Origin of the sequence: Methylobacterium sp. J-090 (genome assembly GCF_022829345.1) — a bacterium.
Taxonomy (GTDB): domain Bacteria; phylum Pseudomonadota; class Alphaproteobacteria; order Rhizobiales; family Beijerinckiaceae; genus Methylobacterium.
In genome coordinates this window covers 77733-91445 of record NZ_JAKSXV010000094.1, presented here as the reverse complement: position 1 = coordinate 91445, position 13713 = coordinate 77733, and the positions used below count along the sequence as shown (strand labels likewise).

The window sequence follows — 13713 nt, the reverse complement described above, 5'->3', positions numbered from 1 at the left end:
CGCGCTTCGCCAAGCCCCTCGACGCGGGCATGATCCTCGATCTGGCCGCGACCCACGAGGTGCTGATCACCCTGGAGGAGGGCTCGGTCGGCGGCTTCGGCGCCATGGTGCTGCATCTCCTGGCCGAGACGGGCGCCCTCGATGCCGGCCGCGTCCGGGTGCGGACCCTGACGCTCCCCGACACCTACCAGGACCACAATTCCCCCGACGCCATGTACAAGGAAGCCGGCCTCGACGCGGACTCCATCGCCCAGACCGTCCGCGCAACCCTCCCCGAGCGGAAGGCCGGATCGAGCCGCCTGCGTCTCGCCTGACCGGCGCTCTCCTTCCGACCCCTCCGCACGGGCCTTGCCCGTGCGAGGCGGCCGGGGTGTGACCCGGCTGCGCTTGTCCGGCCTCCGTTTCGATGACAGAAGCGCCAGGCTCGACGGTTCCGGTCCCACCGGATTCGCTGTGCCCATGGCTTCCTGAACCCGCGAGAGAAATGCCACAGGCGACCCCCACCGGCCCCTTCGATGCCGGCCCGGTTCTCATCACCGGTGCGAGCGGTTTCCTGGGCGCCGCCCTCGTCGACGTGTTCCGCAACGCCGGTTTCCCGGTCCGGATCATGGTGCGGGCGACCTCGCCGCGCACCAACCTGACCTGGACCGACGTCGAGGTGGTCGAGGGCGACATGCGCGACCGCGCGGCCGTGGCGGCGGCACTCGAGGGTCAGCGCTATCTCGTCCACGCGGCGGCCGACTACCGGCTGTGGGCGCCCGATCCGGAAGAGATCGTCGCGACCAACCGCGACGGTGCCGTGATCCTCATGGAGGAGGCCCTGCGCGCTGGGATCGAGCGCATCGTCTACACGTCGAGCGTCGCCACCATCAAGCCGCACGACGACGGCACGCCCGCCGACGAGACCCGGCCCTTGACGCCCGGCAACGCCATCGGCGCGTATAAGCGCAGCAAGGTCGTGTCCGAGCGCGTGGTCGAGGAGATGGCGGCCCGCAACGGCTTGCCCGTGGTCATCGTCAACCCGTCGACGCCCATCGGCACCCGCGACGTGAAGCCGACGCCCACTGGCCGTATCATCCTGGAAGCGGCGCTGGGACGGATGCCCGCCTTCGTCGATACCGGCCTCAACCTCGCCCACGTGGACGATGTCGCCTATGGCCATCTGCTGGCGCTTCAGCGCGGGCGCGTCGGCGAGCGCTACATCCTCGGTGGCGAGAATGTGCTGCTGTCGCAGATGCTCGCCGACATCGCCGGCATGGTCGGCCGCAAGGCGCCGACGGTGAACCTGCCGCGCGCCGTGGTCTATCCGATCGCCTTCTTCTCCGAGCAGATAGCCCGTTTCACCGGCAAGGCGCCGTTCGCCACCATCGACGGCATCAAGATGTCGCGCTACCGCATGTTCTTCACCGATGCCAAGGCGCGGGGCGAACTCGGCTACACCGCCCGCCCCTACCGGGAGGGCCTGTCCGACGCCATCGCGTGGTTCCGCCAGGAGGGCCGCCTCAAGTGAGCGCCACCCTGCAGACCGCCACGGAGGCCCGCTCCGGCAAGGGCCACAAGGACGAGAACTTCCCCGTCGCCTCGCACCTGATCCACCCGAAGAACCGGGGCGCGATCCTGGCGTTCTACGACTTCGTGCGGGCCGGCGACGATGTCGCCGACCACACCACCCTGGCGCCCGAGCGCAAGATCGAGCTCCTGGACGCGCTCGCCGATGCGCTGACCGGCAAGGGCCCATCCGACCCCGAGGCCGAGCCCCTCAAGCGTGAACTTTTCGCGAGGGGCTTGCCGGCGACACATGCTCTGGAACTCCTCGACGCGTTCCGTCTCGATGCCCGCAAGAATCGCTACGCGGACTGGAACGAGCTCATCGCCTATTGCCGGCTCTCGGCCATGCCGGTGGGGCGCTACGTCCTCGACGTGCACGGCGAGGACCCGCGGGTGGTCTGGGGCCCGTCCGACGCCATCTGCGCGGCGCTCCAGATCATCAACCACCTGCAGGATTGCGGGAAGGATTTTGTTCGGAATGACCGGGTCTACCTCCCGCGCGAGACGCTGGAGAAGCACGGGGCGTCCGTGGCCGATCTGTCCGCCGCCAGGGCCTCGCCGGCCCTCCGTGCGGTGATCCAGGAACTCGCCCAGCGCACCATGGGCCTCCTCGACGAGGGGGCGGTGCTGCCCGACCTCATCGCGGATCTACGCCTCAGCCTCGAGATCGCGGCGATCCACCGCCTCGCGGTCGTTCTCTGTCGCGGCCTGATGGAGCGTGATCCGCTCTCCGAAAAGGTCCATCACGGCAAGGCCGCCTTCGCCCTCACGGCCCTCGGCGGCATCGCCACGACCCTGGCGCGCCGCCCCCTGCGCGGCCGTACCCTGCGCCGCCACGCCTTGGAAACCCGCGCATGAGCGCCACCGCCACGCCCATGCCCGAATCTGCGCCCGCCGAGGCCCTGCCCGCAAAATCCTCGTCGTTCTACACGGCCATGCGAGTCCTGCCGAAGGACCGGCGCGAGGCCATGTACGCCGTCTACGCGTTCTGCCGCGCCGTGGACGACGTCGCCGACGACGGCGGCCCCGCCGAGATCCGCAAGGCCGAACTCCAGCGCTGGGGCGCCGACATCGACGCCCTCTATGCCGGCCGGCCCGTGCCCCGGGTGCAGGACCTCGTGGTGCCGGTCCGGCGCTACGGCCTCCTGCGCGCGGATTTCCACGCGGTCATCGACGGCATGGCCATGGACGCGTTCGAGGATATCGTCGCCCCCGACGAGGTCACCCTCGACCTCTACTGCGACCGGGTCGCCAGCGCCGTCGGCCGCCTGTCCGTGCGCATCTTCGGCGTCGCCGAGGCCGAGGGCATCGCCCTCGCCCATCACGAGGGCCGCGCGCTCCAGCTCACCAATATCCTGCGCGACATCGACGAGGATGCCGAGCGCGGCCGCCTCTACCTCCCCCGCGAGAAGCTGTTCGCCATCGGCCTGACCGATCCGACGCCGCGGGCGGCCATCGACCATCCCCGCATCGGCGAAGTCTGTGCCGCCCTCGCGGAAGAAGCGAAGGAGCATTACCGCCAGACCTGGGCGATCATCGCCCGCTGCCCGCGCAAGGTCACCAAGGCGCCCCGCCTGATGGCTGCCGCTTATCGGCTCTACCTCGACGCCGTGCTGGCGCGCGGCTGGGCCAAGCCCCGCGCCCGGGTGAAGCCTGGCAAGGCCGCCCTCATCGCCGTCGCGCTCAAGCACGGAATCGTCTGATGGCCGGCACCGTCCACGTCGTCGGCGCGGGGCTCGCCGGGCTCTCGGCCGCCGTCTCCCTCGTGGAGGCCGGCTGGCACGTGATCGTGCACGAGGCGGCCAAGCAGGCGGGCGGGCGCTGCCGCTCGTACTACGACCCGACCCTCGGCCTCACCATCGACAACGGCAATCACCTGCTCCTGTCGGGCAACACCTCGGCACTGGGCTTCATGAAGACCATCGGCGCCCCGGCCGACGCCCTGTCCGGCCCGCGGCAAGCCGAATTTCCCTTCGCCGACCTGAAGACCGGCGAGCGCTGGACCCTGCGCCCCAATGCCGGACGGATTCCGTGGTGGGTGCTGCAGGCCTCGCGCCGGGTGCCGGGCACGAAAGCGTCCGACTACCTCGCGCCCCTCGGCATCCTCAGGGCGGCCGCCGGCAAGGCGCCGGGCCAGGGCGGCACCATCGGCGAGGCCATGGCCTGCGAGGGCCTGCTCTACGACCGCCTCTGGCATCCGGTTCTCATCGCAGCCCTCAACACCGAGCCGAAGGAGAGCGACGTCGGCCTCGCCGCCACGATCCTGCGCGAGACCCTCGGCGCTGGCGGCGCGGCGAGTCGCCCCCTCGTCGCCGTGGCCGGCCTCTCGGCGGCCTTCGTCGATCCGGCCGTTGCCTTTCTGACACGGCGCGGCGCGGAATTGCGTTTCGGGCATCGTCTGCGCAGTCTGACGTTCGGTGAGGGCCTCGTCACCGAACTCGTGTTCAGTGACGAGTCCATCGCCCTCGGGGCCGATGATTCCGTGGTCCTGGCCCTGCCGCCCTGGGTGGCGGCCGACCTGATTCCGGGTCTCGCCGCGCCGCAGGCCTATCGCTCCATCGTCAATGCGCATTTCGCTGTGGTTCCGCCGGCGAACGCCCCGTTACTGCTCGGCGTGGTGAATGGACTGACGGAGTGGCTGTTCGCCTATCCGGATCGTCTGTCCGTGACCATCAGCGGCGCCGATCGGCTCCTCGACGTGCCACGGGAAGACTTGGGACGACAGATCTGGGCCGAGGTCTCGACTTTGTGCGGACTTGCGCCAGAACTGCCAAGCTGGCAGATCGTCAAGGAGAAGCGGGCGACCTTCGCGGCGACGCCCGCCGAGGCCGCGCGCCGTTCCGGCGCCGAGACGGCCCACCGCAATTGCGTCCTGGCAGGCGATTGGACCGCGACCGGCCTGCCATCGACGATCGAGGGCGCGATCCGGTCGGGAACGACCGCCGCGCACGCACTCGCACGCCCCACGGGCGGGTGCGCACAGGCACGCGCGCGCGGCGCGGCCTGAGGTATGGCGGCGGCTTTGACGGCCGGTGAGGCGAGGACGATGCGAGAGGCATTCAAGAAGGTCGAGGCGCTGCAGCGCCCCAAGACGCAGGAGATCTCCATCGAGGACGTGGAGCGCGGCATCACGCGCGCGACGCAGGCCCTCACGGCCCTCTCCCACGCCGACGGGCACCTGTGCTTCGAGCTCGAGGCCGACGCGACGATCCCGTCCGAATACATCATGTTCCACCAGTTCCGCGCGACCGAGATCGCGCCGGGCCTGGAGGCCAAGATCGGCAACTATCTGCGTCGGACGCAGGGCAAGCACGGCGGCTGGTCCCTGGTCCATGACGGACCGTTCGACATGAGCGCCAGCGTGAAGGCCTACTACGCCCTCAAGTTCGCCGGTGATTCCGTCGAGGCGCCGCACATGCGCCGGGCCCGCGAGGCGATCCTGTCGCGCGGCGGTGCCGCCAACTCCAACGTCTTCACCCGCTTCCTGCTGGCCCTGTTCGGGCAGGTGCCGTGGCGCGCCGTGCCGGTGATGCCCGTGGAGATCATGCACCTGCCGAAGTGGTTCCCGTTCCACCTCGACAAGGTGTCCTATTGGGCGCGCTGCGTGATCGTGCCCCTGCTGGTGCTCCAGGCCAAGAAGCCGCTCGCGAAGAACCCGCGCGGCCTCGGCGTGCCCGAACTGTTCGTCACCCCGCCCGAGCATGTCCGGCACTGGCCCGGCAGCCCGCACGCGACCTGGCCGTGGACCCCGATCTTCGGAGCCATCGACCGGGTGTTGCAGGTGACGCAGGACCATTTCCCGAAGAAGCGCCGCCAGCGGGCCATCGACAAGGCCGAGGCCTGGGTCAGCGAGCGCCTCAACGGCGAGGATGGTCTCGGCGCCATCTTCCCGGCCATGGTCAACACCGTGCTCATGTACGACGTGCTCGGCTATTCCCAGGACCATCCGCAGGTGATGATCGCCTGCGAGGCCATCGAGAAGCTCGTGGTGATCAAGGAGCACGAGGCCTACGTGCAGCCCTGCCTGTCTCCCGTCTGGGATACGGCGCTGGCCGGCCACGCTCTGCTCGAGGCCGGCGGTCCGGAGGCCGAGCGGCAGGCCCGGCGCGGCCTCGACTGGCTGAAGCCCCTCCAGGTCCTCGACATCAAGGGGGATTGGGCGGCGGGACGCCCGAACGTGCGCCCCGGCGGCTGGGCGTTCCAGTACGCCAACCCGCACTTCCCCGACCTCGACGACACCGCCGTGGTGGTGATGGCCATGGACCGGGCCACCCGCCAGCACGGGCTGGTGGCCGACGTGCCCGATTACGCCAACGCCATTGCCCGCGCCCGCGAATGGGTCGAGGGCCTGCAATCGAGCGATGGCGGCTGGGCAGCGTTCGACGCCGACAACAACCACCATTACCTCAACCACATCCCCTTCTCGGATCACGGTGCGCTGCTCGACCCGCCCACCGCCGACGTGACGGCGCGCGTCGTGTCCATGCTGGCCCAGCTCGGCGAGACCCGCGACAGCTCGAAGGCGCTCGATCGCGGTGTCGCCTACCTCCTCGCCGATCAGGAGGAGGACGGCTCGTGGTACGGCCGCTGGGGCATGAACTTCATCTACGGCACCTGGTCGGTGCTGTGCGCGCTCAATGCCGCCAACGTCGATCCGGCCTCTCCTGAGATCCGTAAGGCCGTGGCCTGGCTCATCCGCATCCAGAACCCGGATGGCGGCTGGGGCGAGGACGCCTCGTCCTACAAGATCGACCCGGCCTTCGAGCCGGGCTACTCCACCGCGTCCCAGACGGCGTGGGCGCTGCTGGCCCTCATGGCGGCGGGCGAGGCCGACGATCCGGCCGTGGTCCGCGGCATCAACTACCTCACCCGGACGCAGGGCGTGGACGGCTTCTGGTCCGAGGAGCGCTACACCGCCACCGGCTTCCCGCGGGTGTTCTACCTGCGTTACCACGGCTACCCGAAGTTCTTCCCCCTCTGGGCCATGGCGCGGTTCCGCAACCTGAAGCAGTCCAACACCCGGACCGTCGCGTTCGGGATGTAGGGGCGTCTTCGGCCCTTCCCGATCCGGGGAGGGCTGGCTTGGTTTCTGGAACTCCGATGCTCCCCGTCCTCGCCGTCACCGGCCTCGCCAAGGAAGCGCGCCTCGCCGCCGGGCCGGGCGTCGTCGCCATCGGGGCGGGCGGCAACCCGCAGCGCCTGCGCACGCTGCTGGAGGCCCGCAGGCCGCCGGATTGCCGCGCGGTGGTGAGCATCGGCATCGCCGGCGGCCTCGCCCCTGACCTCGCGCCCGGGGATGTGGTGGTCGCCTCGGAGATCATGGCGGGAGACCAGCGCTATCCGGCTGACCCGGCCGTCGCCGATGCCCTGATGGCCCGGCTCGCGAGCCTCGGCGGCTCCCTCCGCCGATCGGCCATCGTGGGTGTCGAGACCGCCATCCTCACCGTCGTGGACAAAGCCGGCCTCCAGGCCCGCACGGGCGCAGCAATCGTCGATATGGAATCCCACGTCGCCGCCGCCTTCGCGGCGCGGCACGGCCTACCCTTCGCGGCGATCCGCGTGGTGTGCGATCCGGCCGACAGGGCGATCCCAGCCTTCGCGGCGCAGGCGCTGAAACCGAACGGCGAGCCCGACATCGTCGCGGTGCTCACGGCGATCCTGCGCGATCCGCGCCAGATCGGCCCCCTCGTACACCTCGCACGCGATTCCGGGCGGGCCTTCGCGGCCCTGACGCGGTGCCGGCCCCTCCTCGGCCACGGCCTCGGCGTGCCGTAGGGGCGCCACGACCGGACAACAAAAAGCCCCGCGACACGAAGGTGTCGCGGGGCTTTTCGTTCGGAGTCGTGCAGCGCCGGACTTTTCCGGCGCCGAAGTGGCTCAGGCCGCCGTGCGGTTGCGGGCTTCGCGCTTGGTGTCGACGCCGGAGGCTTTGATCTCGGACAGCTTCTGGGCGACGTTGCGCGAGAACACGAACTCGGCCGGGCGCTGGTTCTCGAGGCTGACCTCGGGGGCCATCTCGCCCTCGGTCTTGATCCCCCGGATGGCGTGGATCAGCGGCTTCCAGGGCTTCTTCACGGAATCGACCACGGAGGATGCCTCGTAGCCCGAATGGACCATGCAGTCGGCGCACTTCTCGTAGTTGCCGGTGCCGTAGGAATCCCAGTCGGTCTCCTCCATCAGCTCCTTGAAGGTGGCGGCGTAGCCTTCACCCAGGAGGTAGCAGGGCTTCTGCCAACCGAACACCGTCCGCGTGGGGTTGCCCCACGGGGTGCAGTGGTAGGTCTGATTGCCGGCCAGGAAGTCGAGGAACAGACCCGACTGCTGGAAGGTCCAGTTCTGACGGCCCTTCTCCTTGCCATGGCGGAACACGCCGCGGAACAGGTCCTTCGTTGCCTTGCGGTTGAGGAAGTGCTGCTGGTCGGGCGCGCGCTCGTAGGCGTAGCCCGGCGAGACGGTGATGCCGTCGATGCCAAGCTTCGTCACGGTGTCGAAGAAGTCGGCGATCTTGTCGGCGGAGGAATTGTTGAAGAAGGTGCAGTTGATGGTGACGCGGAAGCCCATCTCCTTCGCCTTGGCGATGGCGGCCACGGCCTTGTCGTAGACGCCGCGCTGGCACACCGACTGGTCGTGCATCTCCTTGTCGCCATCGAGGTGGATCGACCAGGTGAAGTACGGGCTCGGCTTGTACTCCTTGATCTTCTTCTCGAGCAGGAGCGCGTTCGTGCACACGATCGCGAACTTCTTCTGCGCGATGATGCCCTCGACGATCTGCGGCAGATCCTTGTGCAGCAGCGGCTCGCCGCCGGCGATCACCACCATGGGGGCGCCGCACTCGCGCACGGATTCGAGGGCGTCGGCCACGGGGAGACGCTTGTTGAGAATCTCGTCCGGGTAGTCGATCTTGCCGCAACCGGCGCAGGCGAGATTGCAGCGGAACAGCGGCTCCATCATCATCACGAGCGGGTAGCGCTTGCGACCGGTGAGGTGCTGTTTCAGGATGTAGCCGCCAATCTTCGCGACGTACCGGAGGGGAATACCCAAGACGTGGCTCCTTGTTGCTGGCCCCGACGTATCGGGCTGCTTAGCGTGAAAAAAAGCGGAATTCCAGCGACCTAGGTTGGAACCAATCTGAAACGGCGCGAAACCACCCGGGCTCGTGCGTGTTTCCAGGGCCCTGGGATAATCCCGCCACAGGCCCGGATACGCGGTGGGTCTCTCACATCGGTTCGTCGAAAGAAGGCGGCTCGCTGGGTACGGCGGAGCGGTTCTGGCCGAAACGCCCGCTGCAGTGCGGTCGCGGGAGAGAAGACCCGCGATCGTGAGTTTTGTGAGGCGATCGATCGAAAGAAGCCGGTGATCTTTTCCTAGCCAGCCGTTGAATGTCCGGCGCGTGTCCGAACCTTCTCGCGTGTCCGCACCTTGCGCCGATCGCAACCGCCTCCAAGTGTGAAAACACACCGCTGTGAGGAGCGCGGGGACAAAGAATCGCCGCGCGTTGCATTCCGGACGCGGGACCCTTACTGAGCCAGACGAGAAGATCGGATCGCCGCGCCTGCTCGTTTGCTCGTGCATACGGGACGGGTCTGGATTCGCCGCCGGAGGCTTCGCACTCGTGGATCGTGCCGACAGGTGACAGCCGTCCGTTGGAAACCACGCGATCCGCACGTGCCGGCCGACGGGTCGGCGGCTTCTGACAGAGCCGGGTTCGGCCGGACCGCATCGCACAAGCAGGCAGGATACCCGTGATCGAACGGCTCGTCGCGTTTTCCGTCCAGCGCCGCTGGCTGGTCATAGCCCTGGTCGCCCTCGCCACCGTCGCGAGCGCCGGCATGGCCGCCCACCTGTTCCGCATCAACACCGATGTGGAACGGCTGATCGACAAGGACGTGCCCTGGCGCCAGGACGAGATCGCCTACGAGAAGGCGTTCCCGCAGCGGACCGGGACCCTCGTGGCGGTCATCGACGGCAAGACGCCGGAGGAGGCCGAGGAGGCGGCGGCCAATCTCGCCAAGGCCCTGGCCGCGCGCAAGGACACCATCGAATCCGTCTACCGTCCGGATGGCGGTCCGTTCTACGAAAAGAACGGCTTCCTGCTGATGTCGCAGGAGGAGCTGACCAAGACCACCGAGCAACTCGTGCAGCAGCAGGGGCTCCTCGGGCCGCTCGCCGCCGATCCGTCCCTGCGTGGGGTCATGCGGGTGCTCAGCCTCGGCGCCAAGGGCGTCAAGAGCGGAGACGCCAAGATCGAGGACCTCGACCGGCCGATGGGCCAGATCGACGAGACCCTGCGCACGGTGCTGGCCGGCCAGCCGGCCCGCCTGTCGTGGCAGACGCTGCTCTCCAACGGCAAGCTCCAGAGCACGGATCTGCGCAAGTTCGTGATGATCCAGCCGGTGCTGGACTACAACGCCCTCCAGCCCGGCGCCACGGCGACGGCGGTGGTGCGCAAGATTGCCGCCGACCTGAAGATCAACAACGGCGAGTATCATGTCGGCGGGGGCGCCCGCATGCGCCTGACCGGCCCCGTGGCCGTGGCCGACGACGAGTTCGCGACGCTCGCCGAGGACGCGTTCGTCAACTACAGCGTCACCACCGGCGCCATCGTGCTGTTCGTGTGGCTCGCCCTGCGCTCCGCATCCCTGGTCGGCGCGGTTCTCATCACCACCTTCGCCGGCCTCATCGTCACGGCGGCCCTCGGCCTGCTGATGGTGGGCGAGCTGAACCCGATTTCCGTGGCCTTCGCCGCCCTGTTCGTGGGACTTGGCATCGATTTCGGCATTCAGTTCGCCGTTCGTTACCGGGCCGACCGATTCGAGCAGCCCGACCTGCCCTCGGCGCTCAAAGCCGCCGCGCGCGGTGTCGGCTGGTCCCTGACGCTCGCCGCCATCTCCCTGATCGCGGGCTTCTTCGCCTTCCTGCCCACGGCCTTCCGGGGTGTGTCCGAACTCGGCCTCATCGCCGGCGTCGGCATGATCGTCGCCTACCTGTTCTCGCTCACCCTGCTGCCGGCGCTCATCGCCGTGTTCAAGCCGAAGACCGAGGCCAAGGCCGTCGAGACCACCTGGATGGCGGGGGTCGATCATTGGATCATCGAACACCGCAAGGCCGTGCTCATCGCCGTCGGCCTCGTCACGGTGGCGGGCATCCCGCTCCTGTTCAAGCTGCCGTTCGATTCCAACCCGATGCACCTGCGCAGCCCGAAGGTGGAATCGATCGCCACCTATCTCGACCTGATCAAGGACCCGGAGACGAGCCCGAACCTCATCGACGTCCTCGCCCCCTCCCCCGAGGCGGCGCCGGCCATCGCCGAGAAGCTGCGCAAGCTGCCCTCCGTGGCCAAGGTCATCGACATCGATACCTTCGTGCCGCCGGATCAGGATCAGAAGCTCGCCATCATCGCCGACACGGCCCAGCTCCTCGGGCCGGCGCTCAATCCCGGACGCAAGCCGCCACCGCCCACCGACGCCGACACCGTGAAGGCGATCAAGGACACGGCCGCCGCCCTGCGCACGCTCACCGGAACCGCGCCGGCCGCCAAGACCGCCGGCGCCCTGGCCGGCACCCTCGATACCCTCGCGACGGCCCCCGTCGCCATGCGCGAGGCCGCCGGCGTCGCCGTGACCACGGACCTCAAGACCCTGCTGACCCGTCTGGCCGGCCTGCTGAATCCGCAGAAGATCACCCTGGACAACCTGCCGCCGAAGCTGAAGGCGGAGTGGGTCACGGCGGACGGGCGCTCGCGGATCGAGGTCCACCCGAGCGGTGACGCCAACGACAACGTCGTCCTGCGCCGCTTCGCCAAGGAAGTGCAGACCGTGGCACCCCACGCCACGGGTGCCCCGGTCGCCACCACCTCGTCGAGCTACACCATCCTCGGCGCCTTCGTGCAGGCCGCGCTCACCGCCCTGGTGCTCATCTTCATCATCCTGTCGGTGGCCCTGCGCAAACCCTGGGACGTGGCGATGACGCTCGGACCCCTGGTGCTCGCGACCCTGTGGACCCTGATGGCGCTGCATATCGTCGGCATGCCGCTGAACTTCGCCAACATCATCGCCATGCCGCTCATGCTCGCGGTGGGCGTGGCCTTCCACATCTACTACGTCATCGCCTGGCGGGCGGGCGTCGCCGACATGCTGGCCTCCAGCCTGACCCGGGCGATCTTCTTCTCCGCCCTGACCACCGGCACGGCCTTCGGCTCCCTCGTGCTGTCGAGCCATCCCGGCACCGCCAGCATGGGCAAGCTCCTCGCCCTGTCCCTGTTCTTCACCCTCGTGGCGGCGTTCTTCGTGGTTCCGGCCTTCCTCGGCCCCCCGCCGAAGCAGCCCGATCCGAAGCGCCCCGAGGGCGATGCCGCCGTGCCGCCGGACCTCATGGCCAAGCGTCCGGCCGAGGTGTTGGCGGCGAAGTAGGGCGAGCCTCCTTCGAGAACGAAAGACGGGCGCGGATGGGATCCGCGCCCGTTCTGCGTCATGAAGGATCGAGGCGGTGGACGCCCGCGCGGGGTATGCCTAGATTTCTCCGCATGACGACGATTCTGCTCGAAGAAGCTGGACCAATCCTTGCCGACCTCGCCAAGCGCGCGGAGAGTGGCGAGGCCATCGTGTTGACCCGCGGCGGGAAGCCCGTTCTCGACCTCGTTCCGCATCGGCGAAGCGAGCCGCCTCAGGATGGTGGTCTGAACTGGGAAGCGGGCTACGCCTACCTTCGTGCAAATGGGATCGGTAATCCGTTCCCCTATGTGGCGGAGGATTTCGACGCCCCGTTGCCGGAGGATTTTTTGCTCCGACCTCTGCCCTGAGCCGTGCGCCTGCTTCTCGACACGCACGTCTTGATCGGGCTGTCGCGAGGCGGCCTGGATGGCATCTATCCGGCGATCGCCTCAGGCCTCGCGCGCGGTGGGCATGACGTCGCGTTAAGTGTCGTGAGCCTTTGGGAAATCGCGATCAAGACACGATTGGGCAAGCTTGAGCCCGGAGTTCCGCCTGCGCACCTTGCGGCGTTCTTCGAGGCCGCCGGCTTCATGATTCTACTGATCACACACCATCACGTGGTGGCGGAAGTGTCGCCTGAACCTCCGACGCGCGACCCCTTCGACCGGCTTCTGCTGGGGCAATGCCGGATCGAGAAACGATACCTCGTCACCGTGGACCAAGCCCTGCGCGACCATCCCTTCGCCGCCCGTTTCCCGTGAGGCAGCCTACGGGGTGAAATCCGAGAACCCGCCGCGGACCGCCCCGGATGCCGCCAGGGCCGCGAGGGAGGTCGGCGCGATCAGGGCATCGCGCTCCGCCGCGTAGGCGTAGCCCGGAGCCTCGCCGGGGAAGCCGCCACCGGTGGCCGGGTGGGTGTAGAGTTCCGTGAGACCATCCGGCAGATGGGCCAGGAGGGCGGCGACGCGGGCCGGGGTCATCGCGCCTGACCAGGCGAGCCCCAGGGTCCGGTCGGGGATCAGGAGCCCGGCCTGGCGCGCGCGCACGGCCAGCAGGGCCGCCCAGGGTGCGCTGTCGAGGGCCGGCTTCGGGTTCGTTTCCGGCTCCGCGGCGCGCAGCACCGCGCGGGGCTCGCGCGGCACGCGGATCGCCCGCATGCCGTAGCGGCGGCCGAGGCTCAGCACTGCGCCAGCGATGAGCGGGTGGACGTGGAAATGCTTGTGGGCGTTGACGTGGTCCAGGGGCAGTCCGGTGGCGCGGTAGGCCTCGAATTGGGCTGTGATCTCGGCGGCGAGCTGGCGCCGGGTCGCCGGCTTCAGAGCGAGGTCGAGGCCGAGCTTGCCCATATCGCTACGGATGAGGCCGTCCGGCCCGACGAGGTCGGGGAGGTCGAGGGGTGGCAGGGTCGGCCACGCCTCGACCATGACGAGGTGCAGCCCGATCCGGAGCGAGGGCAGGCGCCGGGCGCGCGCCACGGCGTCGGCGGCGGCGGGCGCGCCGACCATCAGGCTCGCGGCCGTGAGGATGCCCTCGCGATGGGCCTGCTCGACGGCCTCGTTGACCGCGAGGCTCAAGCCGAAATCGTCGGCCGTCACGACGAGACGCTTCACGAAAACTCCCAACGGCGGGGTGTCGAGAGGGCAAGCCCTCTCGCGGGTCCAGGGCAGAGCCCTGGAAGGAGGAAGAGCGGGGCTCCGCCCTCGACCCGCCGGGGCCTCGGGCCCCAGACCCCGGA

General features: G+C 69.0%; 12 protein-coding genes. 10 read left to right on the top strand and 2 right to left on the bottom strand.

Annotation, left to right across the window (positions count from 1 at the left end):
* The 7 genes from MKK49_RS16920 to MKK49_RS16890 form a co-directional block, all read left to right on the top strand.
* Window positions 1-314, top strand: a 314-nt coding sequence (locus MKK49_RS16920) for a transketolase C-terminal domain-containing protein (protein WP_279595589.1), incomplete at its 5' end; no start/stop codon positions are given.
* 170 nt (window positions 315-484) lie between these two features.
* Window positions 485-1510 (top strand): hopanoid-associated sugar epimerase, encoded by a 1026-nt coding sequence (hpnA, locus tag MKK49_RS16915; RefSeq protein WP_244030519.1) that lies wholly within the window; start codon window positions 485-487, stop codon window positions 1508-1510.
* Entirely contained in the window at window positions 1507-2406 is a 900-nt protein-coding gene (gene hpnC, locus MKK49_RS16910) for a squalene synthase HpnC (protein ID WP_244030512.1), read from the top strand. Before hpnA ends, hpnC begins: the two co-directional genes overlap by 4 nt.
* Window positions 2403-3251, top strand: coding sequence for a presqualene diphosphate synthase HpnD (hpnD, locus tag MKK49_RS16905; protein WP_244030507.1), 849 nt, complete (start codon window positions 2403-2405; stop codon window positions 3249-3251). The genes hpnC and hpnD overlap by 4 nt, the downstream gene beginning before the upstream one ends.
* On the top strand, window positions 3251-4555 hold the full coding sequence (gene hpnE / locus MKK49_RS16900; RefSeq protein WP_244030505.1) for a hydroxysqualene dehydroxylase HpnE: 1305 nt from the start codon (window positions 3251-3253) through the stop codon (window positions 4553-4555). The genes hpnD and hpnE overlap by 1 nt, the downstream gene beginning before the upstream one ends.
* Before the next feature lie 39 nt (window positions 4556-4594).
* Window positions 4595-6592 (top strand): squalene--hopene cyclase, encoded by a 1998-nt coding sequence (shc, locus tag MKK49_RS16895; RefSeq protein ID WP_244030503.1) that lies wholly within the window; start codon window positions 4595-4597, stop codon window positions 6590-6592.
* Window positions 6593-6648: 56 nt separating this feature from the next.
* Window positions 6649-7323, top strand: a complete 675-nt coding sequence (locus tag MKK49_RS16890; RefSeq protein ID WP_244030501.1) for a phosphorylase — start codon at window positions 6649-6651, stop codon at window positions 7321-7323.
* Window positions 7324-7425: 102 nt separating this feature from the next.
* Here MKK49_RS16890 and hpnH read toward each other — a convergent pair whose 3' ends face one another.
* Window positions 7426-8589 (bottom strand): adenosyl-hopene transferase HpnH, encoded by a 1164-nt coding sequence (gene hpnH, locus MKK49_RS16885; RefSeq protein ID WP_244030496.1) that lies wholly within the window; start codon window positions 8587-8589, stop codon window positions 7426-7428.
* 701 nt (window positions 8590-9290) lie between these two features.
* Between hpnH and MKK49_RS16880 the strand changes: the two genes are divergently transcribed.
* The 3 genes from MKK49_RS16880 (at window position 9291) to MKK49_RS16870 (ending at window position 12739) form a co-directional block, all read left to right on the top strand.
* Complete coding sequence (locus tag MKK49_RS16880; protein ID WP_244030494.1) at window positions 9291-11957, top strand: MMPL family transporter; 2667 nt, start codon at window positions 9291-9293, stop codon at window positions 11955-11957.
* Between the two features lie 113 nt (window positions 11958-12070).
* Entirely contained in the window at window positions 12071-12346 is a 276-nt protein-coding gene (locus MKK49_RS16875) for a type II toxin-antitoxin system Phd/YefM family antitoxin (RefSeq protein WP_244030490.1), read from the top strand.
* 3 nt (window positions 12347-12349) lie between these two features.
* Window positions 12350-12739: a type II toxin-antitoxin system VapC family toxin gene (locus MKK49_RS16870; RefSeq protein WP_244030488.1), complete on the top strand. Its 390-nt coding sequence runs from the start codon at window positions 12350-12352 to the stop codon at window positions 12737-12739.
* Between the two features lie 6 nt (window positions 12740-12745).
* Here the strand turns inward: MKK49_RS16870 and hpnK are convergent, their stop codons facing one another.
* Window positions 12746-13588, bottom strand: coding sequence for a hopanoid biosynthesis-associated protein HpnK (gene hpnK / locus MKK49_RS16865; RefSeq protein WP_244030487.1), 843 nt, complete (start codon window positions 13586-13588; stop codon window positions 12746-12748).
* Window positions 13589-13713 lie beyond the last annotated feature (125 nt).

Bases quoted from the DNA above. Each gene is read 5' to 3' on its own strand.
- hpnD (WP_244030507.1), top strand. From the start codon at position 2,403: ATGAGCGCCACCGCCACGCCCATGCCCGAATCTGCGCCCGCCGAGGCC.
- MKK49_RS16890 (WP_244030501.1), top strand. From the start codon at position 6,649: ATGCTCCCCGTCCTCGCCGTCACCGGCCTCGCCAAGGAAGCGCGCCTC.
- hpnE (WP_244030505.1), top strand. From the start codon at position 3,251: ATGGCCGGCACCGTCCACGTCGTCGGCGCGGGGCTCGCCGGGCTCTCG.
- shc (WP_244030503.1), top strand. From the start codon at position 4,595: ATGCGAGAGGCATTCAAGAAGGTCGAGGCGCTGCAGCGCCCCAAGACG.
- MKK49_RS16875 (WP_244030490.1), top strand. From the start codon at position 12,071: ATGACGACGATTCTGCTCGAAGAAGCTGGACCAATCCTTGCCGACCTC.
- hpnA (WP_244030519.1), top strand. From the start codon at position 485: ATGCCACAGGCGACCCCCACCGGCCCCTTCGATGCCGGCCCGGTTCTC.